Below are 19,902 nucleotides of genomic sequence, written 5' to 3'. Positions count from 1 at the left end.
ACGACAGTCATCCGATCGAATCCATCACACCGGTCTAGCGAACTTCCGTGAAGCCTGGGCTTCGGGTGGAGCGTGAAACCTGTACGTACTGGTGCAGTGGAGTCGATCTGTTGTCGAGTATCCCACACGCTGTGATGCGTACTCGCCACGCCGCACCGATCGGGTTTCCGACGGGTGCGGCGTGGCTGACGAACGTTGCTGTTTCTGTCGACGGCGGAACGGTCAGGCGAGGCCGGGGAACCAGAGTGCGATCTCGCGCTCGGCCGATTCCACGGAATCCGATCCGTGTACCAGGTTCTGCTGACCATCCAGGGCGAGGTCACCGCGGATGGTCCCGGGAACCGCCTTGGCCACGGGGTCGGTGCCGCCTGCGATCTGACGGAAGGCCGCGATGGCGCGGGGGCCTTCGAGAACTGCGGCCACGACAGGTCCGGACGTGATGAACTCGAGGAGTTCGGGGAAGAACGGTTTGCTCTCGTGCTCCGCGTAGTGAGCCGAGGCCAATTCGCGGGAGACGGTCTTGAGCTCGAGTGCGACGATGCTCAGACCCTTCTTCTCCACGCGGCCGAGGATCTCTCCTACGTAACGCCGGGCAACTCCGTCGGGCTTGATCAGTACAAGGGTGCGGTCGGTCACGAAAGACGACAGTAATGGAACCCGGCGACGCAGCGCGCGCCGCATCGCCGAAACCGACGGGTTTCCCCGGTCAGTCGCGCTGCCCCGGCAACATTCCTCGTCGGATCCGCTCGGTGATGTCACGGCGCAGGTACAGCAGATACAGCCAGACCGCGATGAAGATCAGGCCGACGGCACCGATGGAGAGGTGGAACACCGCCCCGGCCACGACGAACAGCTGGAGAATCAGGTTGAGCTTCATCGCCCACGGCTCCCCCTGCTTGCCCGCCGCCAGGACCATCACGACGGCCAACGCCACGATGTAGGTCGTCGAGAACCAGGTCGCGCCGCCGCCGAGGGTCGCCACCACCGGCAGCGCGAGCAGTGTCACGATGGCTTCGAGCACGAGGGTGCCCGCCGCGACACCGCGGAACCCCTTCCACGGGTCGTTCGTGGGTGGTCTGAACTCTGTTTCGCTCACGCGGGGTCCTTTCCGAACAGAGTGCGAGCTGCACCGACGGTCACCACGGATCCGGTCACGACGACTCCGGCACCGGACACGGCCTCCCCCGGCTCGGCGACCTCCTCGGCCAGCCCGATCGCCGTTTCCAGGGCATCGGGCAGTGTCGACGTCACCACGACGCGTTCGTCACCGAACTTGGCCACCGCGATGTCGGCCAACGCGTCCACGTCCATCGCCCGCGCCGACCCGTTGTGGGTGACGACGATGTCGTCGAACACCGGTTCCAGTGCGTCGAGAATCGCTCCGACGTCCTTGTCCGCCATGACGCTGACGACGCCGACGAGTTTGCGGAAGTCGAATTCGTCGGTGAGGGCGGCGGCGAGCGCTGCCGCCCCGTGCGGGTTGTGCGCGGCGTCGAGGAACACGGTCGGGGCATTGCGAACCCGCTCGAGCCGACCCGGATTGACGATCGTCGCGAACGCGCCGCGCACGGTGTCCTGATCGAGTTGGCGATCCGGACCGGCACCGAAGAACGCCTCGACCGCCGCGAGTGCGAGCGAGGCATTGTGCGCCTGATGCTCGCCGTGCAACGGCAGGAAAACGTCGGTGTACACCCCGCCGAGCCCCTGCAGTTCCAGTTGCTGGCCCCCCACGGCGATCTGCCTCCCGAGCACGGTGAATTCCGATCCGGCCCGCGCCACCGCAGCATCCGCCTGCACCGCCGCCCGCAGCAGCACCTCGGAGACCTCTGGTTGCTGCTTCGCCAGAATCGCGACGGTGTCGCGCGGCACGAGCGATTCCGGGGCCTTCTTGATGATCCCCGCCTTCTCGCCTGCGATCCCGGCGAGATCGTCGCCGAGGAACTCGACGTGATCGAGGCCGATCGGGGTGATGACGGCGACCTCGCCGTCGACGACGTTGGTGGCGTCCCAACGCCCACCGAGTCCGACCTCGATGACGGCGACCTCGACCGGGGCCTCGGCGAACGCAGCGAACGCCATGGCCGTGACCACCTCGAACTTGCTCATTCGGGGTCCGCCCGCAGCCTCGGACTGCGCGTCGATCATCTCGACGAACGGTGCGATCTCGTTGTAGGTGTCGACGTAGAGCCGCGGAGAGATGGGCCTCCCGTCGATGCTGATCCGCTCGGTCGCCATCTGCAGGTGCGGACTGGTGGTTCGGCCCGTGCGTCGGTGGAAGGCAGTGAGCAGTGCATCGATCATGCGAGTCACCGAGGTCTTGCCGTTGGTGCCGGCGACGTGAATCGACGGGTACGCCTTCTGCGGCGAGCCGAGCAGATCCATCAGCGCCGAGATCCGAGCCGTCGACGGCTCTATCTTGGTTTCGGGCCAACGCTTGTCGAGCTCGGCCTCCACGAGGGCGAGCTCGGCCAGATCGACCGGGCTCGGCGGAGGTAGCGGCAGGGCGGCGTCGGGTTCGGTCACTTAGGTTCCCATCGATTCGAGCCGCGCCGAGATGCGTGCGATCTCTTCGCCCGCGATCGTCTGGCGTGTTCTGATCTTGTCCACCACCGCATCCGGTGCCTTCGCGAGGAACGCTTCGTTGCCGAGCTTGCCGGTGGTCTGCGCCAGTTCCTTCTCCGCAGCGGCCAGATCCTTCACCAGGCGGGCCCGTTCGGCGACGAGGTCGACGGTGCCCGAGGTGTCGAGTTCGACGACCACGGTGGCCTTGCTCAGGCGCACCTCCACCGAGGCCGTGGCGGCGAAGTCCTCGGCGGGCTCGGTCAGTCGAGCCAGTGCGGTGACCGCCGAAATCTGCCCGTCCAGATCGGAGTCGGGGACTCCGACGATGCGGGCCGCCACCTTCTGGGACGGCTTGAGTCCCTGATCGCTGCGGAATCGGCGAATTTCGGTGATGAGCCGCTGCATGTCCTCGATGCGTTGTGCCGCAACAGGATCCAACGACTCGGTGGCGGCAGTGGGCCACGCCGCGATCACCAGCGACTCGCCGCCCGTGAGCACCTTCCACAGCGTTTCGGTGACGAACGGAATCACCGGATGCAGCAACCGAAGCAGGGCGTCGAGGACGTTACCGAGAACTCCGCGCGTGGTGGCGGCGATGGCGTCGTCGGCGAACTGAACCTTGGCGATCTCGAGGTACCAGTCGCAGACCTCGTCCCAGGCGAAGTGATAGAGCGCCTCGCAGGCCTTGCTGAACTCGTACCGATCGAACGCCGAATCCACCTCTGCCCGAACCTGTTCGAGCCGGTCGAGTATCCATCGGTCGGCGTCGGTCAACTCGCCGCGCCGAGGCAGATCTGCCGGTGCCGCGCCGTTCATCAGAGCGAACTTGGTGGCGTTGAACAACTTGTTGGCGAAGTTGCGCGACGACTGGGCGTGGTCTTCGCCCACGGACATGTCGGCTCCGGGGTTCGCGCCGCGAGCGAGTGTGAAGCGCAGCGCGTCGGCACCGAAACGGTCGACCCAGTCGAGGGGGTCGATGCCGTTGCCCCGCGACTTCGACATCTTCTTGCCGAACTGGTCCCGAATCAGGCCGTGCAGAAACACATCTCGGAACGGAACCTGCGGCCCCGACTTGCCCGCGGTGATCGCGTCGTCCGCTCCGACGTAGGTGCCGAACATCATCATGCGGGCGACCCAGAAGAACAGGATGTCGTATCCGGTGACGAGAACACCGGTGGGATAGAACTTCTCGAGATCCGCCGTGGCGTCGGGCCACCCCATCGTCGAGAACGGCCACAGCCCGGACGAGAACCAGGTGTCGAGAACGTCGGGATCCTGCTCCCAGCCCTCGGGCGGCGTCTCCCCCGGTCCGAGGCAGACGGTCTCGCCGTCGGGTCCGTACCAGATCGGAATCCGATGACCCCACCACAGCTGACGCGAGATGCACCAGTCGTGCATGTTGTCGACCCAGGCGAACCAGCGCGGTTCCTGACTCTTCGGGTGAATGACGGTGTCGCCGTTGCGCACTGCGTCACCGGCCGCCTTCGCCAGGGTGTCGACCTTGACCCACCACTGCAGCGACAGGCGCGGCTCGATCGGCTCGCCACTGCGCTCGGAGTGGCCGACACTGTGCAGGTAGGGACGCTTCTCGGCGACGACGCGGCCCTGCTCGGCCAGTGCTTCACGAACCTTCACGCGCGCCTCGAAACGGTCCATGCCGTCGAACTGCGTTCCGGTGTCGGCGATCCGACCTGCCTTGTCCATGATCGAGGGCATCGGCAACGAGTGCCGCACACCCATCTCGAAGTCGTTGGGGTCGTGAGCCGGGGTGATCTTCACGGCACCGGTGCCGAACTCGGGATCGACGTAGTCGTCGGCGATGATGGGGATCTGCCGCCCGGTGAACGGGTGCTCGAGGGTGGTGCCGACGAGAGCCTTGTATCGCTCGTCGTCGGGGTGAACCGCAACTGCGGTGTCGCCGAGCATCGTTTCGACTCGGGTGGTCGCGACGACGACATGCGGCTCGGAATCGTCGAGCGAGCCGTATCGCAGCGAGACGAGTTCGCCCTCGACGTCCTCGAACTTGACCTCGATGTCGGAGATGGCGGTCTGCAGCACAGGAGACCAGTTGACCAGTCGCTCGGCGCGATAGATCAGACCGTCGTCGAACATACGCTTGAACATGGTCTGCACGGCCTCGGACAGGCCGTCGTCCATGGTGAATCGCTCTCGGCTCCAGTCCACACCGTCGCCGATGCGTCGCATCTGCCCACCGATGGTTCCGCCCGATTCACGCTTCCAGTCCCAGACCTTGTCGATGAACAGCTCGCGGCCGAACTCTTCCTTGGTCTTTCCGTCGGCGGCGAGCTGCTTTTCCACGACGGTCTGGGTGGCGATACCCGCGTGGTCCATGCCCGGCAACCACAGCACCTCGTACCCGAGCATCCGCTTGCGACGGCTCAGCGCGTCCATCAACGTGTGGTCGAGAGCGTGACCCATGTGCAGGCTGCCCGTGACGTTGGGTGGGGGCAGCACGATGGAGTAGGGCGGCTTGCCGCTGGTGGCGTCGGCTTCGAAGTACCCGGCGTCGACCCAGGACCGGTACAGCTCCGCCTCGACCGCACTGGGATCCCAGCTCTTGGGCAGGTCGATCGAATCGGCGGGGTTCTCTGAGTGCTCTGGCGCTGAACTGGTCACCGGTCGATTCTAGTGGCCGAGGATTCGAGGCATCGACACCCTCTCGCCCAGCACGTGCTGCGCCAGGAATGCCAGCACCACCTCGTACCAGACCTTGGCGTGTTGGGGACTCAGAATCCAGTGGTTCTCGGCCGGGAAGTAGAGAAAACGATGGTCGGTGTTGCCCTCGTCGTCGGCGGGCAGGCCGGATTCGCTGAGCAGTTCGTACCACAGCCGCAGGCCCTCGCCGATCGGCACTCGATAGTCCTTGTCGCCGTGGATGACCAGCATCGGCGTGGCGATGTCCGCGACGAACAGGTGTGGGGAGTTCTCCACCGCCATCTCCGGAGACATCTCACGAGCCCAGTAGTACGGGGCATCGGTGGTCGGCCCGAACTGATCGAGCGCCCACAGGCTCGCGTGGGTGACGATGGCGTCGAACCGGTCGGTGTGCCCGGCGATCCAGTTGGCCATGTAGCCGCCGAAGGATCCGCCCATCGCCGCGGTGCGGGTGTCGTCGATGTGCGGTAGCGCGGCTGCGACATCGGTCAACGCCATCAGATCGGTGAACGGAGCCTTTCCCCACGCACCCCAGCCGCGCTGCACGAACTCCTGGCCGTACCCGGTGGACAGAGCCGGATCGGGCAGCAGCACCGCGTACCCACGGGCGACCATCAGCCAGGGATTCCACCGCCACGACCAGGTGTTCCACGAGCTCAGCGGACCACCGTGCACCCACAGCAGCAGCGGTGCGGGTGCCGCGTCCGAGGCACCCTCGGGCAGTGCCAGCCAACCGCGCACCCGGGCTCCGTCGCCGACGACGGTGTCGATCTCGGTGAGAGTTCCGGGCAACGGACTGCGGTCGATGGAGGTGTCGAGGTCCACAACGGTGCCGTCGGACAGATCGATCGACACCGGATGCGGGGCGGCCAGATAGGACGCGGCGAGTGCGAGCACCCTGGTTCCGTCCGAGGACACGTGAACGTGGGTGTAGGCGTCGTTCGTATTCGTCAGCCGACGCGGCTCCGCACCCTCGCGGACGACGAAGATCGGCGACCGGCCGTCGTCGTCCGCGGTCACCAGCACCCCCGACCCGTCCGGCAACCACACCGGGTCGATCGGCCATCGATCCCAGCCGGGCGCGACATCGACGACGGAAGCAGTCCCGAAGTCGTAGCGCTGCAGCGTCATTCGAGGCGCATCCTCGGGAGTGGAGAGCGATTCACGCACGAACACCACGGACGCACCGTCGGGCGAGATCGCCGGCGCGCCCAGATCGGCATCGACGTCGTCGACGATCGTGCTGCGCTCCCCCGTCGCGGTGTCGATGCGCACCAGCACCGTCCGCACGGTCGCCAGAGCGCCGGGTACGGCCCAGGTGGACACGACGAACGCACCGTCGGCACTGATGTCGAACGCCGCCTCGTGCAGAGCTCCGGCCGCATCCGAGGTCAGATCACGAAACACCGTCGTGCCGTCGGTCGATCCGGCGAACAGATGCGGGGTGGCAGGACCGAGATCGTGATCCCAGAAACGCACCGGAACCCCGGTGTGCAGAATTGCATCCACCTTGTTGGCCTTGCGCTCGGTGCGCAGGGCATCGTCGTCCTCATCGGTGCTCGACGATCCGAACACCGGCGAGAACCCGACCAGCCCGTGTCCGGAACGGGCGCTTCGGATTTCGCTCAGACCGGCCGACCGAGTCTCGAGCACTCGCGCCTCACCACCCGAGGCAGGAAGAATCCACAACCGGGCCGGATCGTCCTTGCTCGATCGGCGGGAGAACAACAAGTCGCCGGCCGGGGTGAACACCGGAGCGCTCTCGCCCCACTCGCCGTGCGTGAGGCGTCGGGCCGGCGAACCACCGTCGACATCGATCTCCCACAACGACGTTCGATACTCGGTCCGCGAATCGTCCAGTGCGGCAACCACGATCACCGCCCGCGAGAAATCGTGCGATGCCGCCAGGCCTGTGACCCGACGGGCTCCGATGTACTCGTCGACGTCGTCGTACATGCTCATCCAGCGAGCCTAGCTCCACCGGCCGCTGTCAGTCTTCGCCGAGGTCCTCACGCAGCTGAGCGAGCGTGCGAGCCAGGATTCGCGAGACGTGCATCTGCGATATCCCCACCTTCTCCGCGATCTGTGTCTGGGTCATCGACCCGAAGAATCTGAGCACGACGATGCGACGCTCACGCTCGGGCAACTTCTCGAGCGCGGGGCGCACCGCGAGATAGCTCTCCATCTTCTCGAGTTCGGGATCGTCGGCACCGAGGGTGTCCATCAGCGGCAATCGATCTTCGCTGACCACCGAGTCGACCGAGACGGTCTGATACGCGCTGCGCGCAAGCAACGCCTGCGAGGCTTCCTTGACGTCGATCCCGAGCTCGACGGCGATCTCGCTGGCAGTCGGAGCTCGACCGAGCTTCTGCGACAACGATCCCACCGCCTGGGAGATCATCGAGTTCAGTTCCTTCATGCGCCGCGGCACCCGAACCGACCATCCTGCGTCCCGGAAGTACCGGCGAGCCTCGCCCATGATCGTGGGTACGGCGAACGACACGAAATCCGAACCACGTTCGATGTCGAATCTGTCGACCGCGTTCACCAGACCGAGGCGTGAGACCTGCAGGAGGTCCTCGTGTGCTTCGCCGCGACCGCCGAAGCGGCGTGCGATGTGTTCTGCGAGAGGAAGGCAGCGGGTGATGATGCGATCGCGCAGCACTCGGCGCTGCGGTGAATTCTCGTCGAGCGCTTGCATCTGCTGGATCAGGGCGACAACGTCGCTGTAATCGTCGGACTCTCGCCGTGTGCTTCGTTCGTGCGGCACAGGCACTAGACCTTGCTCCTCCGCTTGACCACGTCGATCGCGACCGTGCGACCTACCTCGTCGTCGACCGCGTCGTCGGCACGCAGTTCGATGGCGTCGGTCAACGTCTGCAGCACGTGCCAGCCGAAGCTGTCCTTCTTCGGTACGGAAGTGGGTGTCAGGGTGGAGGTGACGACGATTCGGATTCCGGAGTCGCTCACTGCGAACATGCACGACAGTTCGGCATCGGTGACCGAGCCCTTGATCAGCTGCGAGCACACCTCGTCGACGACCAACTTCACATCGGCGATGTCGTCGAGCGTGAAGTCGCTGAGCACTGCGAGGGTTTCGGCGACGGCACGAACCACAGGAAGTTGGTCTGCCTCTGCACGCACCCTCAGCTCGACCGGTGCACCGGAACCTCGCTCCAGTTCTTCGATCTTGCTGACCCCAGCCATCCGCACTTCCCATCGTCGCCGAGCAGTCGTTTTACCGTTCGCCGAGCCAGACTACCCAGCGCCCGGCGTTTCAATCCTGGCAGTCGGAAGCAACACAGGCGTCAGGTGAGCGCTCGGAGCGCTGCCGTTGCCGGCCCCACGAGCCTGCCTGCGCTCATCGTCGCTCCGGCGGATCCCTGCCCGGACGCCACCACCGTGTGCACGAGCACCGCCGACGTCTCTTCCGCCGCAGCGACCCGGTCGACCACGTCCGCCTGGGTACGGCGCGCATCGCACCGGCCCTCGACCACGTCCGCCAGGGCACGCACGAAGTCGGCACCGGCGACACGGACGTCGTCTCCGAGCGGGTGGAACGGCGGAACGGGATCGAGGCGACGTCCCGCAACAGGGATCCCGCGGCCGAGGGCACCGACTCCACCGCGTGTTGTGATTGCCGCCAGTACAGCGGCGGTGCTGCGAGAGCGTTCACCGCCACACCAACCGCGAGCTCGACGATCCTGTCCACGAAGGCGACCGGATCGGATGCCGATCCGTAGGTGATCATCAGCAGCGCGGTCACCGGTATCCAGATTCCGCTCGTACCGAACTTCGACCAACGGCCCACGAGCGCACCGACGAAGACGCTGACCGCCAGAGCCACACTCGGCTGGCCGACGATGCGAACCACGAGTGCCGCGACGAGAACCCCTGCGGTCACCGTGGCGATCTGCTCGGCCGCCGAGCGCAGGCTTCGGCTGATCGTCACCTCGATCAGGAACACCGCTGCGTAGGGAGCGAGGAAAGGCTGCGACATCGACAGCAGTTCGGTGGCCAGAATCCACGCCGCCGCCGCGGCACCCGCCATTTTCGCGGACACCACGAGGGTTTCGATCGTCCTGTCTCGCGAGGCCGACTGTCGTGTCCACCTCATCGCAGTTCGCCTACCCCACCCCGGTCGACCCGAAACCGCCCGGCCCGGGTGACGGGGACGCAGCGAACTGGCACGATCATCGATGTGGACTACTCGCAGGCACTTCGCTCTCTCGCTCGACGTCTCGGCACATCGACCTCGTACCGAGGCTGGGACGACACCGTTCGCGAAGTGAGCGACGACACCCTGCGTCGAGTGCTCGCCGCGCGCGGCTACGCAACCGAATCGACCGAGGACGTCGACCGAGCTCGGGCCGACATCGAGAACGCGCCGTGGCGGCGTCTGCTTCCGCCGGTGGTGGTGGCGACCCAGGGCACCGATGCAGTGGTGTGGGTGCATGTGCCACACGGCAATCCGGTCGAGGTCTCGATGGTCTCCGAGGACGGCGAGACCATCGAGGTGACCCAAGCCGACGTCTGGGTCGATCCCCGTGAGGTCGACGGCCGCCTGATCGGTCGCGCCACGTTCGTCGTTCCCGGCAGCGCACCGCTCGGTTGGCACAGCCTGACCGCGACGACGATCAGCGAGGACAACACGGTCCGAACCTCGGACACGGTCGTGGTGGTCACGCCGAAGTCGTTGTCCCCCAATGCAGAACTGGCAGACCGGCAGCGCACGGGTTTGCTCACTCAGTTGTATTCGGTGCGATCGAAGCGGTCGTGGGGAATCGGTGATCTCGGTGACCTGGAGGACATGGCCGACATCGCGGGCCGCGAGCACGGGTTCGACTACCTTCTCGTCAATCCGCTGCACGCCGACCGACCCACCACACCGGTCGAGGCGTCGCCCTACCTGCCGACCACCCGCCGGTTCTTCAACTCGCTCTACATCCGCGTGGAGAACATTCGCGAGACCGCACTGCTGTCGCCGCAACAGTTCGCCAAGGTCGAGAAAGCCGCGAAGCGTTTCGACAAGGCCAACAAGCGAACCGGGAAGCTGAACCGAGACTCGACATTCAGGGCCAAACTGCGTGCCCTGGAACGTGTTCACAAAGTGGAACGAAGCCCGGCCCGCGAGTCCGCATTCCGTGCATTCGTCGAACGGGAGGGTTCCGGACTGCGCGATTTCGCGGTGTGGAGCGCATTGGCGGAGAAATTCGGACCCGAGAATTCGGCGTGGACCGACAGAGCAGCGCACCCACGGACCGACTTCGTGCTCGAGCAGCGCACCAAGCTCGCCGAGCGCATCGACTTCCACATGTGGCTGCAGTGGATCTGCGACGAGCAGTTGGCCGCCGCGCAGCGTGCGGCGCTCGATGCGGGGATGGACATCGGCATCATGCACGATCTCGCCGTCGGCGTGGCGCGGGGCGGAGCCGACGCGTGGGCGCTCGGTGACGTGCTCGCGTCGGGAGTCACGGTGGGCGCACCGCCGGACAACTTCAACCAGCAGGGCCAGAACTGGAATCAACCCCCGTGGGATCCCGACCGACTCCGCGAGCTGGCATACGTGCCGTACCGGGACATGCTGCGCACGATCCTGCGTCATGCCGGCGGCATCCGCGTCGACCACATCCTGGGCCTGTTCCGCCTGTGGTGGATTCCGCAGGAGGCCGAGAACGCAGGCGGCGGAACGTATGTCGAGTACGACCACGAGGCCCTGATCGGCATCCTGGCCCTCGAGGCCGAACGCGCAGGCGCGGTGGTCGTCGGTGAGGATCTCGGCGTCTTCGAGCCGATGGTGCAGGAGTACCTCACCGAACGCGGCATCTTCGGCACCTCGATCCTGTGGTTCGAGGCCGACGAATCCGGACCGATCCCGCCCGAGAACTACCGCAGTCTGTGTCTGACGTCGGTGACCACGCACGACCTGCCGCCCACGGCCGGATATCTCGACGGCGAACACATCGACCTGCGATCACGTCTCGGCCTCCTCGAACGCGATATCGACTCCGAGAAGGAGGTCGACGCGAAAAAACGCGAGGCGGTTCTCGAGCTGGCGCGTGAGCGCGGATTGCTCGACGCCGACGCCGACAACCACCGAACGGTGGAAGCTCTGCATCGCCTCGTCCAGCGCAGTCCGTCCCTGCTGATCGGTGTCGCTCTCGTCGACGCCGTCGGAGAACATCGCATCCAGAACCAGCCCGGCACCGACGAAACCCAGTACGAGAACTGGAAGATCCCGTTGGCCGACGCCGAAGGCAAGCGAGTACTCGTCGACGACCTCGTCGATCACCCGCGCATGGTGTCGTTGGTGAACGCAATGACCGACCGCGTCGACGGCCCGAGAACGCCGGGGTCCACAATCGAAGAATGAGTCACCGTCGTCACCGCGAATCCAACCGACACTGATGGGCCGCATCACTACCCGCAGACCCGTCGTCCGACTCAGGAGTGGGCACCGCGTCGAGCGCCCGGACACCCTCGTGGTGGAGGAGCCGATGGAGTTGAGAGTCGACGGCACAGCGCTGGCCGTCACCATGCGAACTCCCGGCCACGACGTCGAGCTCGCTCACGGCTTCCTGCTGACCGAAGGTGTGATCGCCTCGGGGGCCGATATCGCAGCGGCTCGCTACTGCGACGGGGTCGACGACGAGGGCGCGAACACCTACAACGTCCTCGACGTCACCCTGGCCGAGGGTGTCGCTCCACCGGAGACCGGCGTCGAACGGAACTTCTACACGACGTCCTCGTGCGGGGTGTGCGGCAAGGGATCGTTGGACGCAATTCGATTGCGCACCAAGCATTCCCCCGTGGCCGATTCGGTCGTCGTGACGTCCGATACTCTGTCCGGGCTACCCGACACGTTGCGGGCCGCGCAGAAGGTCTTCGATGCCACCGGCGGTCTGCATGCCGCCGCCCTGTTCACCGCAGACGGCGAGATGCTCGTTCTACGTGAGGATGTCGGACGCCACAACGCCGTCGACAAGGTGGTCGGTTGGGCGGTGACCAACGATCGAATTCCCCTGCAGGCCACAGTGCTCATGGTCAGCGGCCGCGCCTCGTTCGAATTGGCCCAGAAGGCCGTGATGTCCGGAATACCGATTCTCGCAGCGGTCTCGGCCCCGTCCTCGCTTGCGGTCGACCTCGCCACCGAGTCCGGTTTGACGGTCGTCGGCTTCCTCCGCGGTAGGTCCATGAACATCTACTCTCACGCCCACCGCGTTCACGTCTCAGACGTCGGCGTCGACCAGTAGTTCGGCAGCGGTCGCATTTCTGACCTCGTCGACGGACACACCGGGCGCGGTCTCGACCAGGCGCAGTCCGCGTTCGGTGACGTCGAGTACGGCCATGTCCGAGATGATGCGGTGCACGCAGCCTTTGCCGGTGAGCGGCAGAGAGCAGCGTTCGAGGATCTTCGGCTCACCCTTGCGAGAGACGTGTTCCATCATCACGATGACGCGTCGCGCTCCGTGCACCAGATCCATCGCGCCACCCATCCCCTTGACCATGTGCCCGGGAATCATCCAGTTCGCCAGATCACCGGTGGCGCTGACCTGCATCGCCCCCAGTACTGCGACGTCGACCTGGCCGCCACGGATCATTCCGAACGACTGCGCGGAGTCGAAGTAGGACGCACCGGGCAGGACCGTGATGGTCTCCTTGCCCGCGTTGATGATCTCGGCGTCGAGTTCGTCCTCGGTGGGATAGGGGCCGACACCGAGCACTCCGTTCTCCGAATGCAGGATCACCGATACGTCGGTGGGGATGTAGTTGGGCACGAGAGTCGGCATGCCGATGCCGAGGTTGACGTACTGACCGTCGCCGAGTTCCTGCGCCACCCGAGCCGCCATCTGTTCGCGGGTCATCTTCTCGCTCATGCTCGTACCGTCCTCTGCTCGATGCCGACCTCGACCGGTCCGACGTGGACCACCCGCTGCACGTGAATACCCGGGGTGTGTATCTCGTCCGGTCCGATCTCCCCCGGCTCGACCAGATGCTCGACCTGTGCGACGGTGATGCGCCCCGACTCGGCGGCCGGCGGGTTGAAGTTTCGTGCACTGGCATGGAACACCAGGTTGCCGTGTCGGTCGCCCTTCCATGCGTGCACGAGCGCGTAGTCGGCGACTATTCCGCGTTCCATCACGTAGGTGACACCGTCGAATTCGCGGGTCTCCTTGGGAGGACTGGCCAGTGCGATACCGCCGCTGCCGTCGTAACGCAACGGCAATCCGCCGTCTGCGACCTGAGTTCCGACCCCTGCGGGGGTGAAGAACGCCGGAATGCCGGCACCGCCCGCTCGCAGTCGCTCGGCGAGGGTGCCCTGTGGGGTGAGCTCGACCTCGAGTTCTCCGGAGAGATACTGCCGCGCGAACTCCTTGTTCGAGCCGACGTACGAGCTGATGGTTCGGCGAATACGGTGCTGCGCCAGTAGCACTCCCAAGCCGAAGCCATCCGTCCCGCAGTTGTTGCTGATGGTTTCCAGATCGGTCGCACCCTGCGCGAGCACGGCGTCGATGAGAATCTCCGGCACTCCGACCAATCCGAAACCGCCGACGGCGATCGACGATCCGTCGGGAATGTCCGCTACGGCTTCGGTGGCGCTGGCCACGACTTTGTCCAACATGAGACGCACGCTACCGCATGTTGTGCGGAATATGAACAGGTTGCCACAATGCGAACATCTCGCTATGGTGTCTGTTGCGTAGATCACCACAATCGTGAGGAACCTTCGATGCTTCTTCTCCCGCCCGAGTATCGGGATCAATCGGGGGTCCATGCCCCGCTCGACTTCCCCGAGTACCGGACCACCGCTCTTCGGCATCCGGCGCAGCCGCTGACCCTGCTCCCCCAGCGACTCACCGAGATCACCGGACCGGTGCTGGGCGAGGGACGCGTCACCGCCGCCGACGCCGATCTCACCCTGGCGAACGGCGGTGAGGCACAAGGGCAGAGGATCATCGTGCACGGCCGCGTACTCGACAGCGACGGCAAGGCGATTCCGAACACCCTCGTCGAGGTGTGGCAAGCCAATGCAGGCGGCCGTTACCGCCACACCGGCGATCGGTGGCCTGCACCGCTCGATCCGCACTTCAACGGCACCGGACGCGTTCTCACCGATGCCGAGGGTCGATACCGCTTCACCACGATCAAGCCGGGCGCATACCCGTGGGGCAACCACCACAACGCGTGGCGGCCGGCCCACATTCACTTCTCGCTGTTCGGACAGGCGTTCACTCAGCGACTGGTGACCCAGATGTACTTCCCGGACGACCCCATGTTCTTTCAGGATCCGATCTTCAACGCCGCACCCGAGGACTCGCGAGCCCGAATGATCGGCGCGTTCGATTACGAAGCGACACAGGACAACTGGGCCCTCGGATTCCGATTCGACATCGTGCTCCGCGGCCGAAACGCCACCCCCTTCGAGGAAGACGACCACGATGACTGATCCCGAGTTCGCCCCGCGCTACCCGGTGGTCTCCGGTGCCGACTTCACCACCGCACCGTTCGGCCAGACGCCGTCTCAGACAGTGGGTCCCTACGTCCATATCGGACTGCTGTGGCCCGACGGTGAGAGCGTGGTACCGCAGGGCGCCGACGGCGAGATCACCGTCTCGTTCACGGTCATCGACGGAGCCCGAAACCCCATGTCCGACGCCATGATCGAGACCTGGCAGGCCGATGCCGACGGCCGGTTCGATCACCCCGACGATCCGCGCGGCGCGGTGGCGTCACGCACAGTCGGTTTCCGCGGCTTCGGGCGCGCGTTCGCGGACGAGACCGGGACGATGTCGATCACCACGATCAAGCCCGGACCGTTGCCGGCCGAGGACGATCGTGTCGAAGCACCGCACATCGACGTCAGCGTCTTTGCTCGCGGGATGCTCGACCGAGCTGTGACACGGGTGTACTTTCCCGACGAAGTCGAGGCCAATGCGGTCGATCCGGTGTTGTCCGCCATGCCTGCGCACAAGCGTGCCAGACTCGTCGCAGCACCGGTCCACGGTGGGTATCACCTGGACATCGTGCTGCAGAACACCGATCCGGACGGCGACGAGACTCCGTTCTTCGCGCTGTGACACACGATTGCCGAGAGGGGACGATGGAATCCGAGCGAGGGGCACTGTTCGATCCGACGTTCGGTAGCGATACCGTTGCGCCGCTCGTAGGCGACCGAGCCTGGGTGACAGCGATGTTCGCCGTCGAGGCGGCGCTCTCCCGGGCCGCGGTCACGGTCGGTCTCGTGCAGGCCGGTCACGCCGAGGTCGTCACCTCTGTTGCGACCGAACTCGGAGCGGGACTGGACATCGCGAGGCTCGGAGTGGATTCGGCGGCCGGAGGCAATCCGGTGATCCCGTTGGTGAAGATCCTTCGCAGCGAGGTGGCCGAGGCCGATGTTCCTGCTACGGCAGTGCATCCCGGGGCCACCAGCCAGGACATCATGGACACCGCGCTGATGCTCGTCTCCCGCGATGCGCTCGGTGCGATCGAGGGCTCGCTCGACGCCGCGAGTGCGGCAGCGCGGGGTCTTGCCCTGACCCACCGGACCACCCCGATGGCGGCGCGCACTCTCGGACAGCAGGCATTGCCCACCACCTTCGGTCTGGTGGCCGCGAACTGGTTCTCGGGGTTGCGCCGCGCGCAGACCGGGATCGCGGCCGTTCGACGTGCGTGCGCCGTCCAGTACGGCGGTGCTGCAGGCACTCTCGCGGCCGTGTATCCGCACGGACCCGCCATCGCAGCGGCGATGGCCGTCGAACTGGGCTTGGCTCGACAGAACACTCCCTGGCACACCGACCGCACCGCGATCGCCGACATCGCGTGTTCCCTGGGCATCGCGGCAGGAACGATCGGCAAGATCGCCCAGGACATCGTGTCGATGTCCGCCACCGAGTTGGGCGAGGTCTCGGAGGACGCGCCGGGTGGATCATCGGCGATGCCGCACAAGCGAAATCCCGTTGCGGCCATCACCGCTCAGGCTGCGGCCCGGCGAGTCCCGGGTGCGGTGTCGACGGTGCTGTCGAACATGGACCACGAACATCAGCGCGCCGCAGGAGCGTGGCATGCCGAATGGGAGACGATCACCGATCTGCTGCGCTTCACCGGTGGTGCCGCCCATCGACTCTCGCAGAGCCTGAGCGGGTTGCACGTTCATCCGGAGGCGATGGGCCGCAATCTCGATGCGACGGGTGGAGCGCTGCTCGCCGAACGTGTCACCGCGGCATTGGCAGCGCACACCGAGCAGGCCCGCGAGATAGTCACTGCGCGATGCGCGGTGGGAGCGCCGCTGGACAGCGACCCTGCCATCACGGCATTCCTGCCACCGTCGACGGTGCGCGAACTACTCGACCCGGCCGCGTATCTCGGCCACGCGCCCGAGCTGGTCGACGCGATCCTCGCCGAGCACGCCCTCGACACCGAACTCACCACAGAATCGAAGGATTCACGATGACCGTCGCACTTGCTCACGAACGCACCGAAGGACCCCGCGCCGACGCGGAGACCGTCGTGCTGATCGGATCGCTCGGCTCCGACCGATCGATGTGGAACCCGCAGATCGGACCACTGTCCGCTTCTGCCCATGTGGTCGCCGTCGATCTTCGTGGGCACGGGGCATCGCCGGTGCCATCGGGCCCGTACTCCGTCGCGGAACTGGCCGAAGATGTTCTGGCACTGATCGATTCCCTGAATCTACGGCGTGTACACATCGTCGGTCTCTCGCTCGGCGGCGCAGTCTCGCAGTGGATCGCCATCCACCGCCCGGAGCGCGTGATCACTCTGACGTTGCTGTGCACCTCGGCCAGGTTCGGTGAGCCGGCGCAATGGCTCGATCGGGCCGCAACGGTCAGGTCGGCGGGAACCGCGTCCCTGGCCGACGCCGTCCTCCAGCGCTGGTTCACCCCCGAACTGGCCGCTCGCGACGTCGATCTCGTCGACCGGCATCGCCGGATGATCGCCGGCACGTCCGACGAGGGCTACGCAGCATGCTGTGAGGCGTTGTCGGATTGGGACTCTCGTTCGGATCTGAACCGAATCACCGCTCCGACCCTGGTGATCGCGGGCCGGCAGGACCCCTCGACCACGCCCGAGGACCTGAAGATCATCGCCGACGGCGTCATCGGATCGACGTTCCGAGTTCTCGACCCGGCCGCGCACCTGGCCAACGTCGAACAAGCCGGGCCCGTCACCGCGGCGATCGCCGCACACATCGGAGCGGATGCGTATGCGCTCGGACGCGCAGCTGCCCACGATGCCGGAATGGCGGTGCGGCGCAGCATCCTCGGTGATGCGCACGTCGACCGCAGCGTCGCCGCGCGAACCGACTTCACCGCACCGTTCCAGGACTTCATCACCCGCACTGCATGGGGTGACATCTGGAATCGGCCAGGACTCGATCACCACACCCGCCGACTGCTGACCCTGGCGATCCTGACGGCGGTGGGCAACCAGCACGAACTCGACATGCACATTCGGGCCGCCTTGCGAGCGGGCACTGCGCCGGACACGATGGCGGAGGTGTTCCTGCACACCGCGGTGTACGCGGGAGTTCCGAACAGCAACAGTGCATTCGGTCTCGCGAACGCGGCCATCGCCGAGACATCGGCCGAGACCGAATCGGGTACCTCGTGAACTCCGCGGAATCGCCGCCGCCGTCCTCGGACTACGTCCAGTCACTGGGCCGTGGTCTTGCGGTGATCCGAGCCTTCGACGCCGAGCATCCGCGTCGAACACTCTCCGATGTCGCCCGAGCCACCGACCTCACCCGAGCCACCGCTCGGCGGTTCCTGCTCACCCTCGTCGAACTCGGCTACGTCCGTACCGACGGCTCGATGTTCTGGCTCACCCCGCGAGTGCTCGAGCTGGGCTACAGCTACCTGTCGAGCCTGTCGCTCCCGGAAGTCTCGGGACCGCACCTGGAGGCTCTCGCCGAACGAGTGCGCGAGTCGTCCTCGGTCTCGATTCTCGATGGTGACGACGTGGTGTACGTCGCCCGTGTTCCGGTCAGCCGCATCATGACCGTCGGCATCAACATCGGCACCCGATTTCCCGCGTTCGCAACATCGATGGGGCGCGTGCTGTTGGCCGGACTGCCTGCCGACGAACTCGCGGCATACCTCGATCGGGTGCGGTTGACTCCGCTCACCGGTAAGACCATCACCACTGCCGACGCGCTCGGCCGCGAACTCGACCGGGTCCGATCCGACGGCTTCTGCCTGGTGGACCAGGAACTCGAAGAGGGTTTGCGCTCCATCGCGGCTCCCATCCACGACGGACACGGAGCCGTGGTCGCAGCGGCGAACGTCTCGACCCAGGCCGCGCGGCATTCCGCCGATGCGGTGCGCACCGAACTGCTACCGGCTCTGCTCGACGCCACCCGCGCCATCGAGATCGACCTGCTCCGGGTGAGCACCGGACCCAACGACAAGCGAGGAACCACCCATGCCTGATGCCGTGATCTGCGAACCACTTCGGACCCCGGTCGGTCGCTTCGGCGGCCAGTTCAAGGACATTTCCGCCCAGGCTCTTGCCGGTGCCGTGATCGCCGAACTGGTCACCCGCACGGGCATTTCCGGTGCCGACATCGACGACGTGATCCTCGGTCAGGCGTCCCCGAACGGCGATGCACCGGCCATCGGACGCATTGCCGCGCTCGATGCAGATCTGGGTATCGACGTCCCCGGGATGCAGGTCGACCGTCGCTGCGGCTCCGGTCTGCAAGCGGTGTTGCAGGCGTGCATGCAGGTCCAGTCCGGCGGCAACGTTCTGGTGCTGGCGGGCGGTGTCGAGAGCATGAGTCAGACCGAGTTCTACGCCACCGGCATGCGCTGGGGCGTCAAGGCCGAGGCCGTGGCTCTGTCCGATCGCCTCGCCCGGGCGCGAGTGACCGCGGGCGGCAAGAACTTTCCGGTTCCCGGCGGCATGATCGAAACCGCAGAGAACCTGCGCGCGGAGTTCTCCATCAGCCGCGCCGATCAGGACGCACTCGCAGTCCAGTCCCACCGACGTGCAGTCGCCGCGCAGAACAGCGGTGTGTTCGCCGAGGAGATCGTGGGAGTGTCGGTCCCCCAACGTAGATCGGATCCGTTGCTCGTCACCACCGACGAGCATCCGCGAGCCGACACCACCGTGGAGTCACTGGCGAAGCTGAAGGCGATCCGCGCGTCGATCGACCCCGAGTCGACCGTCACCGCAGGAAACGCCAGCGGACAGAACGACGGTGCCGCCATCGCCATCGTCACCACCCCGGAAAAAGCTGCCGCACTGGGCCTTCGGCCGCTGGCACGATTGGCGGGCTGGGGCGTCGCAGGCGTGGCTCCACGCACGATGGGGATCGGGCCGGTCCCCGCGAGCGAGAAGGCTCTGGGACGGCTGGGACTGAGTCTCGACGACATGGGCATCATCGAACTCAACGAAGCATTCGCCGCGCAGGCTCTCGCCGTGACCAGGTCCTGGGGCATCGACCCCGACGACCCGCGACTGAACCCCCATGGCTCCGGCATCTCGCTCGGCCATCCCGTCGGAGCCACCGGAGCCCGCATTCTGGCGACGCTGTTGCGCGAAATGGACCGCCGAGAGGTCCGCTACGGACTCGAGACGATGTGCATCGGCGGCGGCCAGGGACTCGCTGCGGTGTTCGAGCGAATCGGCTGACCACCGTCCGGT

Annotated in this window: 18 protein-coding genes; 8 read left to right on the top strand and 10 right to left on the bottom strand. The window is 66.0% G+C overall.

The genetic code is table 11. The annotated features are described in order from the left end of the window. Window positions 1-222 precede the first annotated feature (222 nt). From ndk to CH296_RS19510, 8 genes are all read right to left on the bottom strand, one after another. A complete protein-coding gene (ndk, locus tag CH296_RS19545; protein ID WP_032394582.1) occupies window positions 223-636 on the bottom strand; it encodes a nucleoside-diphosphate kinase in 414 nt (137 codons plus the stop codon). Window positions 637-706: 70 nt separating this feature from the next. After that, window positions 707-1,096, bottom strand: coding sequence for a DUF4233 domain-containing protein (locus CH296_RS19540; RefSeq protein WP_032394583.1), 390 nt, complete (start codon window positions 1,094-1,096; stop codon window positions 707-709). After that, the gene (locus CH296_RS19535; RefSeq protein ID WP_094685555.1) at window positions 1,093-2,523 is read right to left on the bottom strand and encodes a folylpolyglutamate synthase/dihydrofolate synthase family protein; all 1,431 of its coding nucleotides are present in this window, start codon (window positions 2,521-2,523) and stop codon (window positions 1,093-1,095) included. Before CH296_RS19535 ends, CH296_RS19540 begins: the two co-directional genes overlap by 4 nt. Beyond that, window positions 2,524-5,199, bottom strand: coding sequence for a valine--tRNA ligase (locus CH296_RS19530; protein WP_045194611.1), 2,676 nt, complete (start codon window positions 5,197-5,199; stop codon window positions 2,524-2,526). Window positions 5,200-5,208: 9 nt separating this feature from the next. Further along, window positions 5,209-7,200, bottom strand: a complete 1,992-nt coding sequence (locus CH296_RS19525; protein WP_094685554.1) for an alpha/beta fold hydrolase — start codon at window positions 7,198-7,200, stop codon at window positions 5,209-5,211. Between the two features lie 28 nt (window positions 7,201-7,228). Further along, a complete protein-coding gene (locus tag CH296_RS19520) occupies window positions 7,229-8,014 on the bottom strand; it encodes a SigB/SigF/SigG family RNA polymerase sigma factor (protein ID WP_032394586.1) in 786 nt (261 codons plus the stop codon). Then, window positions 8,014-8,445: an anti-sigma factor gene (locus CH296_RS19515; protein ID WP_032394587.1), complete on the bottom strand. Its 432-nt coding sequence runs from the start codon at window positions 8,443-8,445 to the stop codon at window positions 8,014-8,016. The genes CH296_RS19520 and CH296_RS19515 overlap by 1 nt, the downstream gene beginning before the upstream one ends. 154 nt (window positions 8,446-8,599) lie before the next feature. Further along, on the bottom strand, window positions 8,600-9,355 hold the full coding sequence (locus CH296_RS19510) for an aromatic acid exporter family protein (RefSeq protein WP_094685553.1): 756 nt from the start codon (window positions 9,353-9,355) through the stop codon (window positions 8,600-8,602). An 84-nt stretch (window positions 9,356-9,439) separates the two neighbouring features. Here CH296_RS19510 and malQ point away from each other — a divergent pair, with 84 nt between their 5' ends. Beyond that, window positions 9,440-11,611 (top strand): 4-alpha-glucanotransferase, encoded by a 2,172-nt coding sequence (gene malQ / locus CH296_RS19505; protein WP_052049369.1) that lies wholly within the window; start codon window positions 9,440-9,442, stop codon window positions 11,609-11,611. A 34-nt stretch (window positions 11,612-11,645) separates the two neighbouring features. Further along, complete coding sequence (fdhD, locus tag CH296_RS19500; protein ID WP_032394588.1) at window positions 11,646-12,491, top strand: formate dehydrogenase accessory sulfurtransferase FdhD; 846 nt, start codon at window positions 11,646-11,648, stop codon at window positions 12,489-12,491. Here the strand turns inward: fdhD and CH296_RS19495 are convergent. Together CH296_RS19495 and CH296_RS19490 are read right to left on the bottom strand one after the other, a co-directional pair. Then, window positions 12,468-13,115, bottom strand: coding sequence for a CoA transferase subunit B (locus CH296_RS19495; protein WP_094631079.1), 648 nt, complete (start codon window positions 13,113-13,115; stop codon window positions 12,468-12,470). The two genes, fdhD and CH296_RS19495, sit on opposite strands and share 24 nt — an antisense overlap. Then, window positions 13,112-13,861 (bottom strand): CoA transferase subunit A, encoded by a 750-nt coding sequence (locus tag CH296_RS19490; RefSeq protein ID WP_179272913.1) that lies wholly within the window; start codon window positions 13,859-13,861, stop codon window positions 13,112-13,114. Before CH296_RS19490 ends, CH296_RS19495 begins: the two co-directional genes overlap by 4 nt. Window positions 13,862-13,969: 108 nt before the next feature. Between CH296_RS19490 and pcaH the strand changes: the two genes are divergently transcribed. From pcaH to CH296_RS19460, 6 genes are read left to right on the top strand one after another with little or no spacing between them, the layout of a single operon-like run. Further along, window positions 13,970-14,686 carry a protocatechuate 3,4-dioxygenase subunit beta gene (gene pcaH, locus CH296_RS19485; RefSeq protein WP_032394590.1) on the top strand — a complete coding sequence of 239 codons (717 nt, stop codon included), beginning with the start codon at window positions 13,970-13,972 and terminating at the stop codon, window positions 14,684-14,686. After that, window positions 14,679-15,317: a protocatechuate 3,4-dioxygenase subunit alpha gene (gene pcaG / locus CH296_RS19480; protein WP_094685552.1), complete on the top strand. Its 639-nt coding sequence runs from the start codon at window positions 14,679-14,681 to the stop codon at window positions 15,315-15,317. Before pcaH ends, pcaG begins: the two co-directional genes overlap by 8 nt. Window positions 15,318-15,340: 23 nt before the next feature. Beyond that, window positions 15,341-16,690, top strand: a complete 1,350-nt coding sequence (gene pcaB, locus CH296_RS19475) for a 3-carboxy-cis,cis-muconate cycloisomerase (RefSeq protein ID WP_094685551.1) — start codon at window positions 15,341-15,343, stop codon at window positions 16,688-16,690. Then, window positions 16,687-17,868, top strand: coding sequence for a 3-oxoadipate enol-lactonase (pcaD, locus tag CH296_RS19470; RefSeq protein WP_094647529.1), 1,182 nt, complete (start codon window positions 16,687-16,689; stop codon window positions 17,866-17,868). The genes pcaB and pcaD overlap by 4 nt, the downstream gene beginning before the upstream one ends. Beyond that, window positions 17,865-18,686: an IclR family transcriptional regulator gene (locus CH296_RS19465; RefSeq protein ID WP_094631076.1), complete on the top strand. Its 822-nt coding sequence runs from the start codon at window positions 17,865-17,867 to the stop codon at window positions 18,684-18,686. Before pcaD ends, CH296_RS19465 begins: the two co-directional genes overlap by 4 nt. Next, window positions 18,679-19,890: an acetyl-CoA C-acetyltransferase gene (locus CH296_RS19460; RefSeq protein ID WP_094685550.1), complete on the top strand. Its 1,212-nt coding sequence runs from the start codon at window positions 18,679-18,681 to the stop codon at window positions 19,888-19,890. Before CH296_RS19465 ends, CH296_RS19460 begins: the two co-directional genes overlap by 8 nt. The last annotated feature ends 12 nt before the right edge of the window (window positions 19,891-19,902 follow it).

The organism is Rhodococcus sp. 14-2496-1d, from assembly GCF_002259365.1.
Taxonomy (GTDB): Bacteria; Actinomycetota; Actinomycetes; order Mycobacteriales; family Mycobacteriaceae; genus Rhodococcoides.
Note: the sequence above shows the minus strand (reverse complement) of the source record. Positions and strands in the feature narration are given on the sequence as shown.